The organism is Pseudomonas vanderleydeniana (genome assembly GCF_014268755.2).
Taxonomy (GTDB): Bacteria; Pseudomonadota; Gammaproteobacteria; order Pseudomonadales; family Pseudomonadaceae; genus Aquipseudomonas; species Aquipseudomonas vanderleydeniana.
Window position 1 is genome coordinate 2,732,284 of sequence record NZ_CP077093.1, and the last position, 16,801, is coordinate 2,749,084.

The 16,801-nt window shown below is 64.5% G+C and carries 10 protein-coding genes and 2 pseudogenes; 2 read left to right on the plus strand and 10 right to left on the minus strand.

Annotated elements, in window-relative coordinates; translation table 11 throughout:
- Positions 1-16 precede the first annotated feature (16 nt).
- The 10 genes and pseudogenes from HU752_RS12395 to HU752_RS32135 all read right to left on the minus strand — a co-directional run.
- The gene (locus HU752_RS12395) at positions 17-2,758 is read right to left on the minus strand and encodes a malto-oligosyltrehalose synthase (RefSeq protein WP_186687950.1); all 2,742 of its coding nucleotides are present in this window, start codon (positions 2,756-2,758) and stop codon (positions 17-19) included.
- Complete coding sequence (gene malQ, locus HU752_RS12400) at positions 2,755-4,836, minus strand: 4-alpha-glucanotransferase (RefSeq protein ID WP_186687948.1); 2,082 nt, start codon at positions 4,834-4,836, stop codon at positions 2,755-2,757. The genes HU752_RS12395 and malQ overlap by 4 nt, the downstream gene beginning before the upstream one ends.
- Positions 4,833-6,638, minus strand: coding sequence for a malto-oligosyltrehalose trehalohydrolase (gene treZ / locus HU752_RS12405; protein ID WP_186687945.1), 1,806 nt, complete (start codon positions 6,636-6,638; stop codon positions 4,833-4,835). Before treZ ends, malQ begins: the two co-directional genes overlap by 4 nt.
- 12 nt (positions 6,639-6,650) lie before the next feature.
- Entirely contained in the window at positions 6,651-8,216 is a 1,566-nt protein-coding gene (gene glgA, locus HU752_RS12410; RefSeq protein WP_186687942.1) for a glycogen synthase GlgA, read from the minus strand.
- Positions 8,217-8,701: 485 nt separating this feature from the next.
- Positions 8,702-9,655 carry a D-2-hydroxyacid dehydrogenase family protein gene (locus HU752_RS12415; RefSeq protein WP_186687939.1) on the minus strand — a complete coding sequence of 318 codons (954 nt, stop codon included), beginning with the start codon at positions 9,653-9,655 and terminating at the stop codon, positions 8,702-8,704.
- Positions 9,656-9,668: 13 nt separating this feature from the next.
- Positions 9,669-10,688 carry an alpha/beta fold hydrolase gene (locus tag HU752_RS12420; protein WP_186687937.1) on the minus strand — a complete coding sequence of 340 codons (1,020 nt, stop codon included), beginning with the start codon at positions 10,686-10,688 and terminating at the stop codon, positions 9,669-9,671.
- 64 nt (positions 10,689-10,752) lie between these two features.
- Positions 10,753-11,199 carry a DUF411 domain-containing protein gene (locus HU752_RS12425; RefSeq protein WP_186687935.1) on the minus strand — a complete coding sequence of 149 codons (447 nt, stop codon included), beginning with the start codon at positions 11,197-11,199 and terminating at the stop codon, positions 10,753-10,755.
- 166 nt (positions 11,200-11,365) lie between these two features.
- The gene (locus HU752_RS12430) at positions 11,366-11,830 is read right to left on the minus strand and encodes an SRPBCC family protein (protein ID WP_186687933.1); all 465 of its coding nucleotides are present in this window, start codon (positions 11,828-11,830) and stop codon (positions 11,366-11,368) included.
- Between the two features lie 139 nt (positions 11,831-11,969).
- A pseudogene (locus HU752_RS32130) lies at positions 11,970-12,494 on the minus strand (methyl-accepting chemotaxis protein); the annotation flags it as partial.
- 336 nt (positions 12,495-12,830) lie between these two features.
- A pseudogene (locus HU752_RS32135) lies at positions 12,831-13,964 on the minus strand (cache domain-containing protein); the annotation flags it as partial.
- A 335-nt stretch (positions 13,965-14,299) separates the two neighbouring features.
- On the opposite strand from HU752_RS32135, the gene HU752_RS12440 reads away from it, so the two are divergent.
- Positions 14,300-14,824 (plus strand): hypothetical protein, encoded by a 525-nt coding sequence (locus HU752_RS12440; RefSeq protein ID WP_186687929.1) that lies wholly within the window; start codon positions 14,300-14,302, stop codon positions 14,822-14,824.
- A gap of 237 nt (positions 14,825-15,061) precedes the next feature.
- Positions 15,062-16,777 (plus strand): ShlB/FhaC/HecB family hemolysin secretion/activation protein, encoded by a 1,716-nt coding sequence (locus tag HU752_RS12445; RefSeq protein WP_186687927.1) that lies wholly within the window; start codon positions 15,062-15,064, stop codon positions 16,775-16,777.
- The last annotated feature ends 24 nt before the right edge of the window (positions 16,778-16,801 follow it).

The following is a 16,801-nucleotide window of genomic DNA, read 5'->3' on the forward strand; positions in this document are numbered from 1 at the left end:
GCTCCTGAAGGGACACTCAAGGGTGGATAAAGAGATTGACCGGGAAGTCTCCCAGCGCGTCAGCGGCCATCAGCTCCCCATGGGCTGTGACTGCACTGGTGGAAAAAAGTCCCTTTAATTTGTCGTGTACGGTGGCGAACGGCAGTTCGATCCGGGTATCGCCCCACGTCGTCGGGGCGACCCAGGGGCGACCGTCCCCGTTCAACAGGCCCAGTGCTGTTCGTGGCACGACCACGATGGCTCGTTGAGCCCCTTCGCCACGACTGAAGGCCAGCACGTTTGCGGCATGTTCGCCGTGCACTGTCAGGGCTTCATAGTCGCCACGGCGAAACAGCGCCTCATGCTCCGCCCGAACGGCCAGGGTGCGGGCGATGAGTGCCTGCTTGATGCGTGCGCTGCGCCAGTCGTCGATCAGTGTGGCGGGGTTATCCTGGCGCAGCAGCGCTGCCTGCCGGGCGGCGAAGTCCACCGGGCGACGGTTGTCCGGGTCGACCAGGCTGAAGTCCCAGAACTCGTTGCCCTGGTACAGGTCCGGCACGCCGGGCACGGTCATGCGCAGCAGGCATTGGGCGAGGCTGTTGAGGGCACCGGCCGGGGCGATGAACGCTGCCGCATTGGCGAGGGCCTGGCGTAGCACCAGGCCCTCGGGCTTGAGCAGCAACGCTTCGAGGAAGTCGTGGCAGGCCTTTTCATAGGCTTCGTTCGGCGCGCTCCAGCTGCTTTGCAGCTTGGCTTCGCGCAGGGCCTTGCGCTGCCATTGGCCGAGGCGCTCGGCGTAGTCGCGCAAGGCCGCCTGGTCGTCGGCGGCCAGGCCCAGGGGCCAGCTGCCGAGCAGGGTCTGGTAGAGCATCAGCTCATCGCCAGCCGATGGCGCATCCGCGGCACTGCGCAACGCCACCGCTAATTCACGCCAGTGTGCGATCCAGCCGGCATAGGTCGACGCGCACTCGCTCAGCACGGCCAGGCGTGCGCGGCTGTCTTCACCACGCTTGTGGTCATGGGTGGCGCTGGTCAGCAGGTTGTCGGGGAAGTCCGCCAGCCGTTGCCGGTTGGCCTGGTGGAAGTCCGTCACCGGCGCACTGAACTGTTCGCTGGAGAAACCGACGTCGTTGCGCGAGAGCAGGATGGCCGAGCGATAGAAAGCCGTGTCTTCCACGGCCTTGGCCGCAGTCGGCGAGGTCAGTTGCTGGAAGCGCACACAGGCATGCCTGAGCAGTTTGCGTTCGCGCCCCGCTGGACGCTGGCGCCAGGGTTCGCCGCCGAGCCATTGCTGCAGGTAGTCGAGCACCGGCCAGTCGGCCTCGCCGAGGGTGGTACGGGCGCCAGCCAGGGCCTGCTGGAAGAACGCCTCGTCTTCGGCCGGGCGACCGCAGGCGTTGATGTAGGTGCGATACACCGGAAAGTGCACGATCAGTTCCTGCAACGCGCGGCGGATCGCGCCGAGGGTCAGGTCGCGGCTCATGACGTTGTCCCGGGCCACCTGCAGCAAGGCCTGGGCAACGCTCTCGAAATCGCCCGCCAGCGAGCCGTTGAGCATCTGCTGGCGGGCCAGCCGGGCTTCCTCGCCGAATGCGGCGGGCCGCTCGGTGATGCGGTTCCAGAGACTGGCCAGCGGTTCGGCGCCGCAGGGATCGTGCTGCAGCAGCGACAGCTGGTTCATGAACTCGTAGCCGGTGGTGCCATCCACCTGCCAGTCGCGGTGCAGCTGTTCGCCCTGGCCGAGGATCTTCTCGACGTAGATCGGCAGGTGGCGCCCCGGTGCCAGCGCATCGACCCGCCGGCGCAGCCGGCGACAATAGCCGCGCGGATCGGCCAGGCCATCGACGTGGTCGATGCGCAGGCCGTCCACCAGGCCCTCGCTGATCAGTTGGAAGATCTTCTGGTGGGTGGCCTCGAACACCGCCGGCCGCTCGACGCGCAAGCCGCCCAGTTCGTTGACGTCGAAGAAGCGCCGCCAGTTGATGTCGTCACCGGCGGTGCGCCAGCTGGCGAGGCGATAGTGCTGGCGTTCGAGCAACCGGTGCAGGCGTTCGAAACCTTCCGCTTCGCGGGAGTCGTAGCGGTGCAGGCTGGCGACGATGGTGGCATGGCTGTCGCGGCGGCTGGCGAGTTCGCCGCGCAGTTGCTCGGCGCGACTGTAGGCGTCGGGCAGGGTGTTGAGGGCCTTGAAGCGCGCAGCGAGGTCGTCCAGCTCCGGCAGGTCGGCGAGAATCTGGCCGTAGTCTCGTGGGCAGATCGGGAAACGATGTTCGTAGTGTTCGACATGGAAGCCGCCGCGTTCGGGATCGAAGCACAGGGGGACCGTGCCTTCCTGCAGGGCGGTACCGTAGTCGCTGCCCAGGAACGGCATCAGCAACTGGCCTTCGAGCAGCGGGTCCGGCGAGTGCCACTGGATGTCGAAGAACTCGCCATAGGGGCTGCGCCGCCCCCATTCCAGCAGGTCGAGCCACCAGGGGTTGTCGGCACCGCCGACGGCCATGTGGTTGGAGACGATGTCGAGGATCAGGCCCATGCCGTGTTCGCGCAGGGCCGCCACCAGCCGCCGCAGTGCCGGTTCGCCTCCCAGTTCCGGGTTGACCCGGGTCGGGTCGACCACGTCATAGCCGTGCATCGAGCCGGTCCGGGCACACAGCAGCGGCGAGGCATAGACATGGCTGATGCCCAGTCGGGCGTAATAGGGCACCCACTCGATGGCGGCATCCAGTGGAAAACCCTTGTGCAATTGCAGGCGCAGCGTGGCGCGTAGGCTGTCGCTCATCGGTCACGCTCGGCAGCCTGGAGGCGGGCGCAGGCCAGCAGTTCGAGGCGGCGGGCGGCATCGACGTCATCCAGCAGTTCGCTGCTGTAGCCCGGCAGGCGCCGGCGCCAGTTGGGATGCGTGTCGATGGTGCCCGGCAGGTTCGGTTGTTCCTCGACGCCGAGGGCGTCCTCCAGCGGCAGCAGTACCAGCGGTGCGCGGGTATGGCCGAGGAAGCGGACACTGGCGTCGACCACCTGGTCGGTCTCATGGGCTTCGTCGCGAAAGTTCTGCGGGTCGTTGCTCAGCGCCCGGTGCAGGCCATCACGTTCATGGTGGCGGGTCTGGCGCCAGTGCTCGGCGGTCGGCGTGTCGATCAGCCCGAGGCGGATGTTCCAGTCGATGTCGCGGGCGTGCCACCAGCCATTGAGGGTGGGCAGGTCGTGAGTGGTGGTGGTCGCCAGGGCATTGTCCGGCCAGTCGAGGATGGGCTTGAAACGATGACCGTACTCCTGTTCGAACAGCAGCACGCGCATGCCGAGAATCGAGCGGGCGATCAGCTTTTCCCGCAGACCGTCGGGCACCGTGCCGAGGTCTTCGCCGAGAACGATCGCCTGGTGCCGTGCCGACTCCAGGGTCAGCAGGCGCAGCAGGTCGTCCACCGGGTAATAGAGGTAGGCGCCGTCGCTCGACGGCGAGCCGAGCGGGATCACCCACAGCCGTTGCAGGCCCATGACGTGGTCGATGCGCAGGCCTCCGGCGTAGGCGAAGTTGGCCTGCAGCATTTCGATGAAGGCACGGAAACCGTGGCGCTTGAGGCCTTCCGGGGCGAATGCGGAGATCCCCCAGCTCTGCCCGGCGCGATTGAGGATATCCGGCGGCGCGCCGACGGTGAGTTCGGCCAGCAGTTCATCCTGTCGGCTCCAGGCCTGGCTGCCACCGCCGTCGGCACCGACGGCCAGGTCGGCGATCAGGCCGATGGCCATGCCACTGCCGCGGGCCGCGTTCTGCGCCCGCTCCAGGCTGCGAGCAATCAGCCATTGGCTGAAGGCATGAAACTCGATGTCTTCGGCATGCTCCTCGGCGAACCGGGCCAGCGCCGGGCTGTCCGGTTGTCGCCACTGTTCCGGCCATTGGCGCCAGTCGCCGCTTTCGCCGCGGGCGATGCAGCGGGTCTGCAGGGCTTCGAACCGGCAATGGTTTTCCAGGGCTTCGCCACCGGCCCGACGGAAGCTGGCGAAGTCCTCGCCAAGGGGGTGATCGCCGAGCCGGAAACCCTCGTAGAGGGCTCGTAGCAGCCGGTACTTGGCCCGTGCGGCGCGTGGCCAGTCGATCAGCGACAACTGCTCCAGTTCGTGCAGTTCCTCAGCCAGGCCAGTGCTGTCGATGGCCAGGCGCAGGGCTCGCTCGCCGAGAATGACCCCTGGCGCGGCATAGAGACTGTTGAGGAACAGGCGGCTGGACGGTGAATAGGGGCTGTAGCGACTTGGGTCGCTGCTGAACATGGCGTGCAGCGGGCTGATGGCCAGGGCGTCGGCCCCCCGTTCGCCGGCCGCCCGGGCCAGTTCCTCCAGTGCCTGGGTATCGCCGAAGCCTCCGTCGGCAGGACGTTGCAGGCTGTAAAGCTGGACGCCGAGGCCCCAGGCCCGCGCCGGGCGGGTGTCCGTGGCAGCGTCCACGCTGTGGCAGCGGGTGGGGGCGACGGCCAGGGTGAAGTGCTGGCCGTCGATGTGTACGGTTTGATAGCCGACCGGTACCACGCCGGGCAGCACGGCTTCGTTGTCCAGTCGCAGGTTGAGGACCGAGCCGTCTTCGAGGTGGACTTCGCAGGGGGTCTCGGGGGCGAAGTAGCGGGCCAGGTCCAGGCCCTTGTCGACGTCCGCGGTCAGCAGGGGGGGCAGGTGCTTGTCCTGCTGCGCCAGCTGCAGTTGCAGCAGGCTGGCTTCGATGGCCGCATCGTCATCGGCCGGATGGCCGAGGCCAGCCAGCACCTTGCGCAGGACCTCGGGCCGGACCTTCTGTGGCTGGCCGTTGGCGTCGATCCAGTCCACGGCCAGGCCCGCCCGGCTGGCGAGTATTTCAAGTTGCGCATCGCTCATCCACGTTCTCCATCGAGGACCGACATGTCATCGTCGTTGCTCAGGCTGACCAGCGCGCAGTAGGGCGCCAGGCGGCCTTCTTCCAGTTGCCGGATGGCTCCGGCGGCGCTTTCGAACAGCCAGTGGGTGATGTCCTCGGCATGGTGCTCGATGGCCTGTGCCCCAAGATTCAGGTCGATGCGCAGCAGGCTGCCATCACCCAGTCGCCAGCGCGCGCTGACGGCGCCATCGCCCAGGACCTCGGCGCCCAGTGCCTGGGTACCGGGCAGGCGCGGCAGCAGTTCACGGTGGCGGATCCCCAGCAACTGGCGGTACAGCCTTGCGGTCGCACCACGGTTGCCTTCCGCGGTCGGCGTCAGGTCCGGTCGCGAAGCTTCGAAGGTGCTCGCGGCGTTCGGATCGGGAATCTGCTCGCGCCGTTGCGGGTCGGCGAAACCGGCAAATTCGGCGAACTCTGCGCGCCGACCCTCGCGCACGGCATCGGCCAGCTCGCCGTGATGGTCAGTGAAGAACAGGAACGGCTCTTCGGCGCCCGTCTCGTCGCCCATGAACAGCAGCGGGATCATCGGCGACAACAGCAGCAGTGTGGTGGCCGCGTGCAGGGCCGCAGGTGGGCACAACCGGTTGAGGCGCTCGCCGAAGGCACGGTTGCCGATCTGGTCGTGGTTCTGCAGGAACAGGACGAACGCGGTGGGCGGCAAGTGGCCGCTGGGTTCGCCGCGGCAGCGACCGTGGCGATTGGGGTGGCCCTGGTAGACGAAGCCCTGGCTCAGGCAGCGGGCCAGCTTTTGAGTGGTTTCCCTGGCATAGTCGGCGTAATAGGCCTCGGTTTCCCCGGTCAGCAGCACGTGCAGGGTGTTGTGGCCGTCGTCGTTCCACTGGCCGTCGTAGGCCTCTTCCAGCAGGCTGGCCTGGTTGAACTCGTTCTCCACGGTCAGCCAGACATGGCGTGCCGGGTCGACCTGGCGGCGTACCTGCCGGGCCAGTTCGCGCAGGAAGGTGCTGTCGTCGATCGCGTGCACCGCGTCCAGGCGCAGGCCATCGAAGCGGTACTCCAGCAGCCACATGAGCGCGTTGTCGATGAAGAAGCTGCGTACTTCCTTGCGCTGGAAATCGATGGCCGCGCCCCAGGGCGTATGGCGGTCCTGGCGAAAGAAGTCCCTGGCATAGCGCCCCAGGTAATTGCCGTCCGGGCCGAAGTGGTTGTAGACCACGTCGAGGATGACCGCCAGGCCCAGGCCATGGGCGCTGTCGACCAGGTACTTGAGGTCTTCGGGCGAGCCATAGCTGGACTGCGGCGCATAGGGCAGTACCCCGTCGTAGCCCCAATTGCGTTCGCCGGGGAACTCGGCCAGGGGCATCAGCTCGATGGCGGTAATGCCCAGCTCGGCCAGGCGTGGCAACTGCTGTGCTACTGCCCGGTAGCCGCCGAGGGCGCCGACATGCAGTTCATAGATGATTGCGCTGTGCCAGGGCCGGCCCTGCCAATCCTTGTGGCGCCAGTGGTAGGCAAGGGGATCGACCACCCGGCTCGCTTCCTTTACCCCTCCGGCTTGGGCCCGGGAGGCCGGGTCGCAGACCTGTTGCTCGCCGTCGATGTTGTAGCGGTAGCGGGTCCCGGCGCTGCACCGGGTTTCCAGGGTGAACCAGCCGTCGTTCTGCGGCAGCATGGCCAGGGACCGGCCATCCTCCAGTTCGACACTCACATAGAAGGCGTCCGGTGCCCACAACGCGAAACGGGTGTGTTCCGCGTCGAGCATGACCGCGCCGTGGGACCAGGTTTCCAGCGTCCTTAGCGACATCCGTGAAACTCCTCAGTGCTTGCCCGACCTGCTCCGGGAATTGGCGACCAAGGTTTCGTAGAGTTCGGCGTAGGGTTCCACGGCCTTGCACCAGTTGAACGGTGCGGCCATGGCGCGGCAGCGCATGGCGTTGAGCAGCGGCCGGTAGGCGAAGACCTTGAAGGCCCGACGCAGCGCGGCTTCGTAGCTTTGCACGGTGGACTCGTCGAAGAGGAAACCGGTCACGCCATCCTCGATGGTGTCGGCCAGGCCGCCGGTATTGCGCGCCACCGGCAGCGAGCCGAAGCGCTGGGCGTACATCTGGCTGAGGCCGCAGGGCTCGTAGCGCGAGGGCATCAGCAGGAAATCGCTGCCGGCGAACATGCGCCGGGCATCGGTTTCATTGAAGCCGATGCGCACGCCAATCCGGCCGGGAAAGCGCAGGGCCAACTGGCGCATGGCTTCTTCCTCTTCCGGCTCGCCGCGACCGATGATCGCGATCTGGCCACCGGAACGGACGATGAACTCGCTCACGGCTTCGGTGAGATCCAGGCCTTTCTGGTAGACCAGGCGCGAGACCACGGCGAACAGCGGGCCGTCGGAGGATTCGAGGCCGAACAGTTGGCGTACGTGTGCGGCGTTGACCGCCTTGCCTGCCCAGTCACCGATGTTGAAAGGCTGAACCAGGTGGTGGTCGGTGGCCGCATCCCAGCTTTCATCGATACCGTTGGGGATACCGCTGAGCAGGCCCTGATAGGTCTTGCTGGCGAGGAATCCGTCCAGGCCGCAGCCAAACTCCGGCGTGGTGATTTCCTCGGCGTAGGTGGCACTGACCGTGGTGATGTGGCTGGAGTAGGCCATGCCGGCCTTGAGGAACGACAGCTTGCCGTAGAACTCCATGCCTTCCTGTTGCAGGGCATGCGGCGGAATGCCCAGCTCCGGGCAGCAGGCCAGGCTGACCACGCCCTGGTAGGCGAGGTTGTGGATGGTGAACAGGGTCGGTGTGCGCTGGCCGCGCCAGTGCATGTAGGCCGGGGCCAGGCCGGCGGGCCAGTCGTGGGCGTGGACCAGGTCCGGGGTCCAATGGATCTGCGCCAGGTTGGCGGCGATGTCGGCCGCGGCCAGGCCCAGGCGGGCGAAGCGGATGTGGTTGTCCGGCCAGTCGCGGCCATTGTTGGCGCCGTAGGGCGTGCCATCGCGCTCGTACAGTTCAGGGCAGATCAGCACGTAGATCACCAGGCCGTCGGGCATGTCCATGCGCCCGATCCGGCAGGGTGGCAAGGCGGCATGACCGCTGAGCTCGCCGACGATATGGATCGGGTTGTCGCTGTCGATCACCTGCGGGTAGCCGGGAATCAGCACCCGCACGTCATGCAGATGGCGCATGGCCCGAGGCAGTGCCGCCGAGACATCGCCGAGGCCGCCGGCCTTGACCAGGTCGGCGAACTCGGAGGTGACGAACAGCACTTTCTTCTTGTTGGGGTTGACGGCTACAGCCGGTGACAACGTCTTCCCTCCCGTTACAGGGACTGGCACGTGGACCGGTTCGCTGACCTGAATCAAACCTTCTTCCTGAATCTCCAACGCAGCGCTGATCATGTGCCTCTCCCGATTTAACTGATCTGATCCTTGGCTTTCACGCAGCGTGCCCAAACCGGTTCCTTTGGTCGGACACGCTCGATCAGGGCGTTTGGGCATCACTCGCCCAACGCACCTGAACAAGAAAAGAATGGGGTGGCGCCCGTGCCCATCCCATCCGGGCCAGGCGCCTTACCTTTAACCTGACTGACGGCCTGTTCAGAAGGTTCGATTTTTTTTGAGCGGAAATGACTGACTGGTCAGTCGGCCCAGAAAAACAGTGTAGGAGAGATGTTGGCGACTCGTAGGGCGTTATTTAGACGACAAATTTCAAAAAGTTTCATGACAGCTATAAGGCATGAAGTTGACAGAAACTTTCTGGAACAAGCGTGCCTGGACAGCCGCACCGGATTGGCGCGTGGGGAGTCCTGGATGGGCGAGAAGAGGGCGTGGCGCAGGTGCCGGTCGCGCCCGCGCAGCGCACGGGCGTGACCGTTTTCGGGGAGTCAGCCGAGTGGGCGGATCGGTGTGCCGGCAGCCCAGGCCTGGATGTCCTCGATCATCTGGCTGTAGAACATCCGATAGTTGTTCTGGCTGACATAGCCGACATGGGGCGTGGCCAGGACATTCGCCAGGGTCCGGAACGGATGGTCGGCCGGCAGCGGCTCCTGCTCGAATACGTCCAGTGCCGCCCCGGCGAGCCTGCCATGCTGCAGTGCACTGATCAGCGCCGTTTCGTCGACGATGGGGCCACGCGCGGTGTTGACCAGGTAGGCGGACGGCTTCATCCAGCCCAATGCCTGGGCATCCACCAGGCCGCGGGAGCGGTCGCTGAGCACCAGGTGTACGGACAACAGGTCGGCCTGCTCGAACAGGGCCTGCTTGCTGACGTACTCCACGCCCGATTCGGCAGCCTTTTCGGCCGTGAGATTCTGGCTCCAGGCGATCACCCGCATGCCGAAGGCCTGGCCATAGCGGGCGATTTTCTGGCCGATGCTGCCCAGGCCGAGGATGCCCAGGGTCTTGCCGTACAGATCGTTGCCCAGGCCCACCTGCCAGTCGCCGGCGCGCAGCGAGTTGGCCTCGCTGACCAGGTTGCGGCTCAGGGCCATGGCCAGGGCCCAGGTCAATTCCGGTGCCGCGTGCTTGTAGCTTTCGGTACCGCAGACCTGGATGCCCAGGGCGGTTGCTGCCTTGATATCGAGGGCGGCATTGCGCATGCCGCCGGTCACCAGCAGCTTCAGGCGCGGCAACTGGCGCAGCAGGGCCTGATCGAAGGTGCTGCGTTCGCGCATCACGCAGATCACGTCATAGCCGGCCAGGCGTGCGGCCATGACCTCGGTGGCGGCGGGATAGTCATGCAGGAAACTGACCTGGCCGATGCCGGCCAGCACGGACCAGTCCACCAGGTCGCCAGCCACGCCTTGCCAGTCATCGATTACCGCAATCTGCAACGTCATCGGGTACTCCTCGTTATTGTCGGGCGGCCAGCCAGCCGAGCAGGGCCTTGTGGAAACGCTCGGGCTCTTCCATCTGCGGCGCGTGGCCCAGGCCGGGGAATTCCACCAGTGTCGAGTGCGGGATCAGCTTGGCTGCCTGCTTGCCGAGCACGTCGTAGTGACCCAGCCGCGCCTTGACCTCGGGCGGCGCGATATCGCTGCCGATCGCCGTGGTGTCGGCGGTGCCGATCAGCAGCAGGGTGGGTACCTTGAGATCCTTGAATTCGTAGTACACCGGCTGGGTGAAGATCATGTCGTAGATCAGCGCCGAGTTCCAGGCCACCGCAACATGGCCGGGCCCCTTGTTCAGCCCGGCGAGCATGTCGACCCAGCGCTCGAACTCGGGCTTCCAGCGCCCGGCGTAGTAGGTATTGCGTTCGTAGTTGCGAATGCCCTCGGCGCTGAGCTTCAGTTCGCGCTCGTTCCACTGGTCGACCGTGCGATAGGGCACGCCGAGGGCCTTCCAGTCTTCCAGGCCGATCGGGTTGACCAGCGCCAGGCGCTCGACCTGCTGCGGATAGAGCAGGGCGTAGCGGGTGGCGAGCATGCCACCGGTGGAATGGCCGAGCAGCACGGCCTTGTGGATGCCGAGGCTCTCCAGCAGGGCATGGGTATTGGTCGCCAACTGCTGGAAGCTGTACTGGTAGTTGTCGGGTTTGCTCGAGGTGCAGAAACCGATCTGGTCCGGCGCGACGACCCGGTAGCCGGCCGCGCTCAAGGCCTTGATCGAGCTGTCCCAGGTGGCACCACAGAAGTTCTTGCCGTGCATCAGCACCACGCTCTGGCCGTTGGCCGGCCCGCTGGGCTTGACGTCCATGTAGCCCATCTGCAGGGATTTGCCCTGGGACTGGAAGGCGAAATGTTCGACCGGGTAGGGGTAGTCGAAGCCCTCCAGCTGCGGCCCGTAGGCCGGGCCTTCGGCGGCATGGGACAAGGCTGGCAGCGAGGCGGCGAGAAACAGGCTGCCGAGGGCAAGGGCACGTGGCGTGGGCATGGGCGGTCTCCTGGGGAATCCGCCCGATGCTGCGCAGAAACGATTAACTGGGGATTAAAGCGCTTCAGTGCGCCGGGTAGTCGGCGACCACCTGGTCGGTGCCGTACTTGGTCAGGCCGATGACCTGGAAGGCGTCACGGCGTTCACCCATCTCCATGCCCGGCGAACCGATGGGCATGCCCGGCACGGCAATGCCGCGCAGGTCGGCGCGTTGGCTCAGGGCCTTGATCTGTTCGGCCGGCACGTGGCCTTCGACGAATTTGCCATTGATGACCGCGGTGTGACAGGAAGCCAGGCGGGGTGCCACGCCGAGGCGTTGCTTGACGGCGCTCATGTCCGCCTCGACGTGGTCGTTGACCTTGAAACCGTTGGCTTGCAGGTGGGTGATCCAGGCCTTGCAGCAGCCGCAGTTGGCATCGCGATGGACGTCGATGGACAGCGGCTCGGCCGCCTTGGCCAGGGAGGCGATCAACAGCGTCGACAGGGCGACCAGGCGCAGCGGGTTCTTCATGGGGCACATTCCGGGAAGCAAGGGTGAGAGGGCGACATTCTCGCCGATAACGCCCGCCGTGGCCGTTCCTGAAACAGTCAGCAACATTCTCGCGGCGAGAGGGCGACGGGCACCGATGATGCGCCGTCGCCGCTGTCGGCAACCTGAGGGGAACATGACGGATTTGTCAGGCGAGGGTCTGTCGCGAGGTTTCCAGCAGGTGCTTGAGGTTGTTCAGGGCGCGGGCCGAGAGTTCGATCATGCGGCCTTGCAGGCCGGTGAGGTTGAGTTCGGTGATGTACTGCAGGTTCCGGCAGAAGTAGGTGCCGCGACGCTGGCGTGTCAGTTCGTAGCAGATGCAGCCGTCGACGACGGAGGAGGTGAAGGCGACCTTGAAGGCCCTGGGTGGGTCGGCCACGATCACCCGGTAGTTCATGTCGACCCGCAAGCCCAGCAGGTCGATGACTTCGGTGAAGCGATGGTCCTTGGGTACGGGGCCCTGCAGGCCGGTTTCGGCGCTGACGGAGGTCGGGTGCCATTCGTGCCAGCGATCCGGTTGCGTCACATAGGCATACACTGCGGCAATATCGGCTTCTATATAGATCTCGTTGCTGATGTTCTTGGCATAGGTCTGGAAAGAGGGCTGTTCCATGTGGGCTCCTACTGCATTCCTTGTTTCAAAGGGAAGAAGCAGTGTGAGCATAGGCGATGGGCCAGCTTTGCAACCGGGCAGGCGATGAGCGTCACAGTGCCCGTCGCCGATCGGGCGAGGGCACTGTGACGGGCGGGGTTCAGCGGACCTTGAAACGCCCCATCAGCGCGCTGACGCGGTTGTTGGCGTCCAGCAGGCTGCGGGTATTGGCGTCGGTGGCCTGGCCGCTGCGTACCAGTTCCTCGACCATCTGGCGGATCTGCACCATGCTGCGGTTGATTTCCTCGGTCACCGCGCTCTGCTGCTCGGCGGCCGTGGCGATCTGGGTGCTCAGGCTGTTGATGTGGCTGACGGAGCCGGCCATTTCGTCCAGTCCCGAGTTGACCCGGGCCGTGGCGTCGGCGGCCGATTGGCAACTGGCCTGGGTGTTTTCCATGGCGCTGACCGAGGAACTCACGCCCTGGGTCAGGCGGGTCAGCATCTCGTTGATTTCCGAGGTGCTGGCCTGGGTACGGGCGGCGAGGGCACGGACCTCGTCGGCGACCACGGCAAAACCGCGACCCTGCTCGCCAGCCCGGGCCGCCTCGATGGCGGCGTTCAGCGCGAGCAGGTTGGTCTGCCCGGCGATGGCGCCGATCACCCCGAGAATTTCGGTGATGCGCTGGGCATCCTCCTGCATGCTCTCGACCTTCTGGGTGGCACTGGAGACTTCGTCGATCAGCGCGATGACGCTGCCGGAGGCCTCACCAACCACCACGCGCGAACGGTCGGCGTGTTCATTGGCGCGCTGGGTGAAGGCGGCGGTTTCGGCGGCGTTGTGTGCAACGGTCTCGGCGGTGCTGCTCATTTCGGTGATGGCGGTCACCGTCTGGTCGGTCTCCGAGGCGTGGCGGGCGAGGATCTGGTTGGTCTGCGCCGAGGTCTGCTGCAGCTTCTCCAGGCTGCCGGACATGTCGCCGGTAGCCTGGGTGACTTCGCCGATCATGTTCTGCAGGTAGACGATGAAACGGTTGACCGAGTGGCCGATCGCGCCCAGTTCGTCTTCGGCCCGAATGATGATGCGCCGGGTCAGGTCGGCGTCGCCGCTGGACAGCGCGTCGATATTGCCCTTGAGCACGCGCATGCGTTGTACCAGCTTGCGGATGGCGTAGATCTGCAGCAGCACCAGCAGCACGATCATCGGTACCTGCAGCAGGCTCAGGGTATTGAGCACGTCGTCGCGCTGGGCGGTGATCGACTGGGTCGGCAGGGCGGTGGCGAGGAACCACGGCGAACCCTCGATCGGACGCATGAAGAAGGTGCTGGCAACGCCGGCATTATCGAATTCCACCCGCCGCCGGCCCGTGTCGCGCTCCTGCAGGCCGGCCTTGATCTGCGCGGCGAAGGGGGAGTTGCCGGCCAGGTCGTTGATGTTCTTCAGGACTACCGGGCTGTTGATATGGGTGCTGTTGCTGATGATCTTGCCGTCGGCCTCGACGATCAGCATTTCGGCGCCCAGGTCCTTTTCCTTGCGGGCCACCAGGTCATTGAAGAAGCCCAGGGTCACGTCGATGGTCGACACACCGTAGGGGACGCCGTTGCGCTGGATCGCCATGGCGCAGTTGGTGCGTGGTTCCTGGCTGGCGTCGTCCTTGTAGGCGGCGGCCCAGGCGCATTGGCCGCGCGGGGTGGCCATGCCGCCCTTGTACCAGGGCTGGTCATAGTAGTTGGGCGCTTCGGCGCTGTTCCAGAAGGTGTTGACCTTCAACTGGCCACTGGCGTCGCGGTGCCAGAAGGTACTGTGCTTGTTCTGCCCCGGCGTGCGCTGGCCGGGCAGGGGCCAGATGCCGCCACCGAACACCTTGAGCTCACCGTACTGGTCGACCAGGCCGGGCAGGACCTTGTCGATGGCCTCGCTGTCGAGCAGGGGAATGGTCTGGGTGATGCTGCGTTGCTGGGCCTGGACCTTGTTCAGTTCGCCCTGGATTTGTTCCGCCACTTCGGCAATGCGGTTGAGGGCCACCTGCTCTTCGGTGTGGCGCAGCTTGGGCGCCACCAGTTGGCCGATACCGACCACGGTCAGGACGAACAGCAGCAGGACAAACAGGACCAGAAACAGCGTGTAGCGGGCTTGGATCGTGCGGAACGTGGGCATGGGACCTGTCCTTGCAAAGCGGCTTTTATTATTCGTGAGCTTTTCAGGGCTTCGGCAGGTTATCGGCTTCGTCTCGAGGGTCTTTAGGTACGATCGTACAAGATTATCGGAAGCCTCTTGGGTAAGGCTTTGCCGGGTCCGAAGGGGGTAGTCATTTTTGTGTAGTCAAATGTAGATAAATTGTAACTGAATTGGAATACTGACTTGTCCGTCAGGCTTTTCTGACTAAGACTTCGTTTTTTCATACCAAATTCAGGGATGTTTCCTATGACTGCCTCACCAGCACGTCACCCACAGCAGCCGATTTTCAACCACCTGAGCCAAGGAGGCCGGCCATGAGCATGGGAACCGTAGGGGCCTGGGCCTCTGCCGCAGGGCTGAAGATTTTCGTCAAGGACGCTACACCGGCACAGCAGAACAAGATCCAGAGCGAGAAAGCCAAGCAGCTGCTGCGCACGGTCGGCAAGGACCCGCTGGCCCTCGATACCGGAAAGATGGCCGCCGCCAAGATGCGGGCGAAATTCAAGGACTTCAACCCGGAGCAGGTCAGCCCGGCACAACTGGGGAAAATCAGTACGTTCCTGAAGGATAATGGCCTGATCGATACATTTACCGCCAGCCTGCTGCTCAACGCCGGTCAGGATTTCGACAAGTTCGGGGTCCAGAAAAACACCGACGAGAAATTCAACTCCCTGGAGTACTTCGCGACCCAGATCACCACGATCCAGGATCGCGCCATGAAGAAGGACGTCTACTCCAACTACATGGTTCCGGCGTACAAGAAAGCTATCAACGTCCTGCAGAACCTGCAGCAATTCGGCAGCACCGGTGCTGCCGTGACGGTCAAGACCAAGGCCTGAGACGGCTTGGCAGCAGCGTCCGCTCCGTTCGGAGCGGATCGCTGCAATTCCTGACTATTTGTATCGATCCTGTCCTACAGTATACCATCCGCATCCCGCGCAACTGGCCCAGGAGTGCCTTTGCGTGTGCGTTTGTATCAATATGGAAATAAAAAGCAACATTTGTTGACGCCATAGATACGTCTATCTACCATCGCGCCATCATTTTGCTACTAGTTGTTTTTCGAGGGATCGAACATGTCTCCACTCGCCTTCGGGACGAGGATTTGCGTTGCGTTGCTGTGTGTTTCTGCTCTGAATACCGCTCAAGCCGCTTCCATCGATAGTACCCCCGGTATCACCGACCTGATCCGCGATCGCCAGGATCGCCTCCTCGAAGAACAGCGCCGCCGTCTCGAAGAACTCAAGGAATTGCCCGGCAAGGCTGCCACGCCGGTGGCGCCGCAGGCACCGGTCGACACCCGCTGCTTCCCGATCAAGACCATCGACCTGCAGGGTGCGAACTCGCTCTCGACCGGCGAGCGCGAGCGCCTGCTCAAGCCCTACGTCGGCCAGTGCCTGGGCGTGCCGCAGCTCAACGAGCTGCTCAAGGTCATCACTGACGCCTATATAGAGAAGGGCCTGGTCACCAGCCGCGCCTACCTGCCGCAGCAGGACCTGTCCAGCGGCAACCTCAAGGTGCTGGTGGTCGAAGGCAAGCTCGAAGGCCTGAAGGGCGCCGAGGGGAGCGGCATTTCCGATCGTGAGCTGAAGATGAGCTTCCCCGGCAAGCCGGGCGACCTGCTCAATCTGCGGGAAATCGAGCAGATGGTCGACCAGCTCAATCGCCTGCCGTCGAACCAGGCCCAGATGGAACTGGCACCGGGCAAGGAAGTGGGCGGCAGCGAAGTACTGGTCAAGAACAATCCGCAGAAACCCTGGCGGGTCGGCCTGTCGTACAGCAACGAGGGCCAGCGCAGTACCGGTCTGCAGCAGGCGGGCACGACCTTCGATTGGGACAGCCCATTGGGCCTGGCTGACCAGCTTTCCTTGAGGGCCGGCCATGATGTGGTCGGTGACACGACGAAGAACTCGCGCAACGCGATGCTCTATTACAACCTCCCGTTCGGCTGGTGGAATCTCAGCTACACCTACAATGAGAGCGAAAACCGCGCGCAGGCCAAGGCCAGTGGCTTTTCCTTCAAGCAGAGTGGTGACAGCCAGAACCACCAGTTGAAACTGGAGCGGGTGGTCTATCGCGACTCGGTGAGCAAGACCTCGCTCAATACTGGCGTGTCCTACCTGCGTACCAACAACTTCATTGAAGACAGCAAGCTGGCGCTGAGCAGCAACCGCATCAGCGAGGCGCAGTTCGGCATCAACCATGGTCGACGGATCGGCGGTGCGTTCGTCAACGTTGACCTGGGCATGCAGGATGGCATCGGTGCCTTCGATGCCCAAGGCAACCACGACCCCAAGCCGGGTCAGCCGGATGCCCGCTATCGCAAGTACACCGCCACCATCAGCTACCTGCAGCCGTTCAAACTGTGGGGCGAGTCCTTCAGCTTCAGCAGCCTGATGACCGGCCAGCGCAGCGAGGACGTGTTGTTCAGCCCACAGCGCATGAGCCTGGGGGGGCAGTCGTCGATTCGCGGTTACAGGGACCAGAGCCTGTCTGGAGACAGTGGTGGTTACTGGCGTACCGACCTGCGCTGGAGTCGACCGGTGACCTGGGGCTGGATGCGCCCGGTGTTCGCCGAGTATGGCACCAGCCTTGGCTATGACCAGGGCGTGATCCGCCATGGTCGCTATAACGCCGAGCAGCATGGGCGCATGACCAGCGACTCGCTGGAGTTGTTTGCCCGCGGCCAACACGTGGCAGCGACGGTGACCTTCGCCCATTCCCTGGAACGGCCGACGCCCATCACGGAGCGAGAAGCGCCGATCTACTTCCGCCTGGATTTCTTTCTTTAATTTCCCGCCGTATTCGATTCGAGA

What these genes read in the sequence shown, in the direction of transcription:
- HU752_RS12395 (WP_186687950.1), bottom strand. Translation starts at nt 2,758, where the DNA reads ATGAGCGACAGCCTACGCGCCACGCTGCGCCTGCAATTGCACAAGGGT.
- malQ (WP_186687948.1), bottom strand. Translation starts at nt 4,836, where the DNA reads ATGAGCGATGCGCAACTTGAAATACTCGCCAGCCGGGCGGGCCTGGCC.
- treZ (WP_186687945.1), bottom strand. Translation starts at nt 6,638, where the DNA reads ATGTCGCTAAGGACGCTGGAAACCTGGTCCCACGGCGCGGTCATGCTC.
- glgA (WP_186687942.1), bottom strand. Translation starts at nt 8,216, where the DNA reads ATGATCAGCGCTGCGTTGGAGATTCAGGAAGAAGGTTTGATTCAGGTC.
- HU752_RS12415 (WP_186687939.1), bottom strand. Translation starts at nt 9,655, where the DNA reads ATGACGTTGCAGATTGCGGTAATCGATGACTGGCAAGGCGTGGCTGGC.
- HU752_RS12420 (WP_186687937.1), bottom strand. Translation starts at nt 10,688, where the DNA reads ATGCCCACGCCACGTGCCCTTGCCCTCGGCAGCCTGTTTCTCGCCGCC.
- HU752_RS12425 (WP_186687935.1), bottom strand. Translation starts at nt 11,199, where the DNA reads ATGAAGAACCCGCTGCGCCTGGTCGCCCTGTCGACGCTGTTGATCGCC.
- HU752_RS12430 (WP_186687933.1), bottom strand. Translation starts at nt 11,830, where the DNA reads ATGGAACAGCCCTCTTTCCAGACCTATGCCAAGAACATCAGCAACGAG.
- HU752_RS12440 (WP_186687929.1), top strand. Translation starts at nt 14,300, where the DNA reads ATGAGCATGGGAACCGTAGGGGCCTGGGCCTCTGCCGCAGGGCTGAAG.
- HU752_RS12445 (WP_186687927.1), top strand. Translation starts at nt 15,062, where the DNA reads ATGTCTCCACTCGCCTTCGGGACGAGGATTTGCGTTGCGTTGCTGTGT.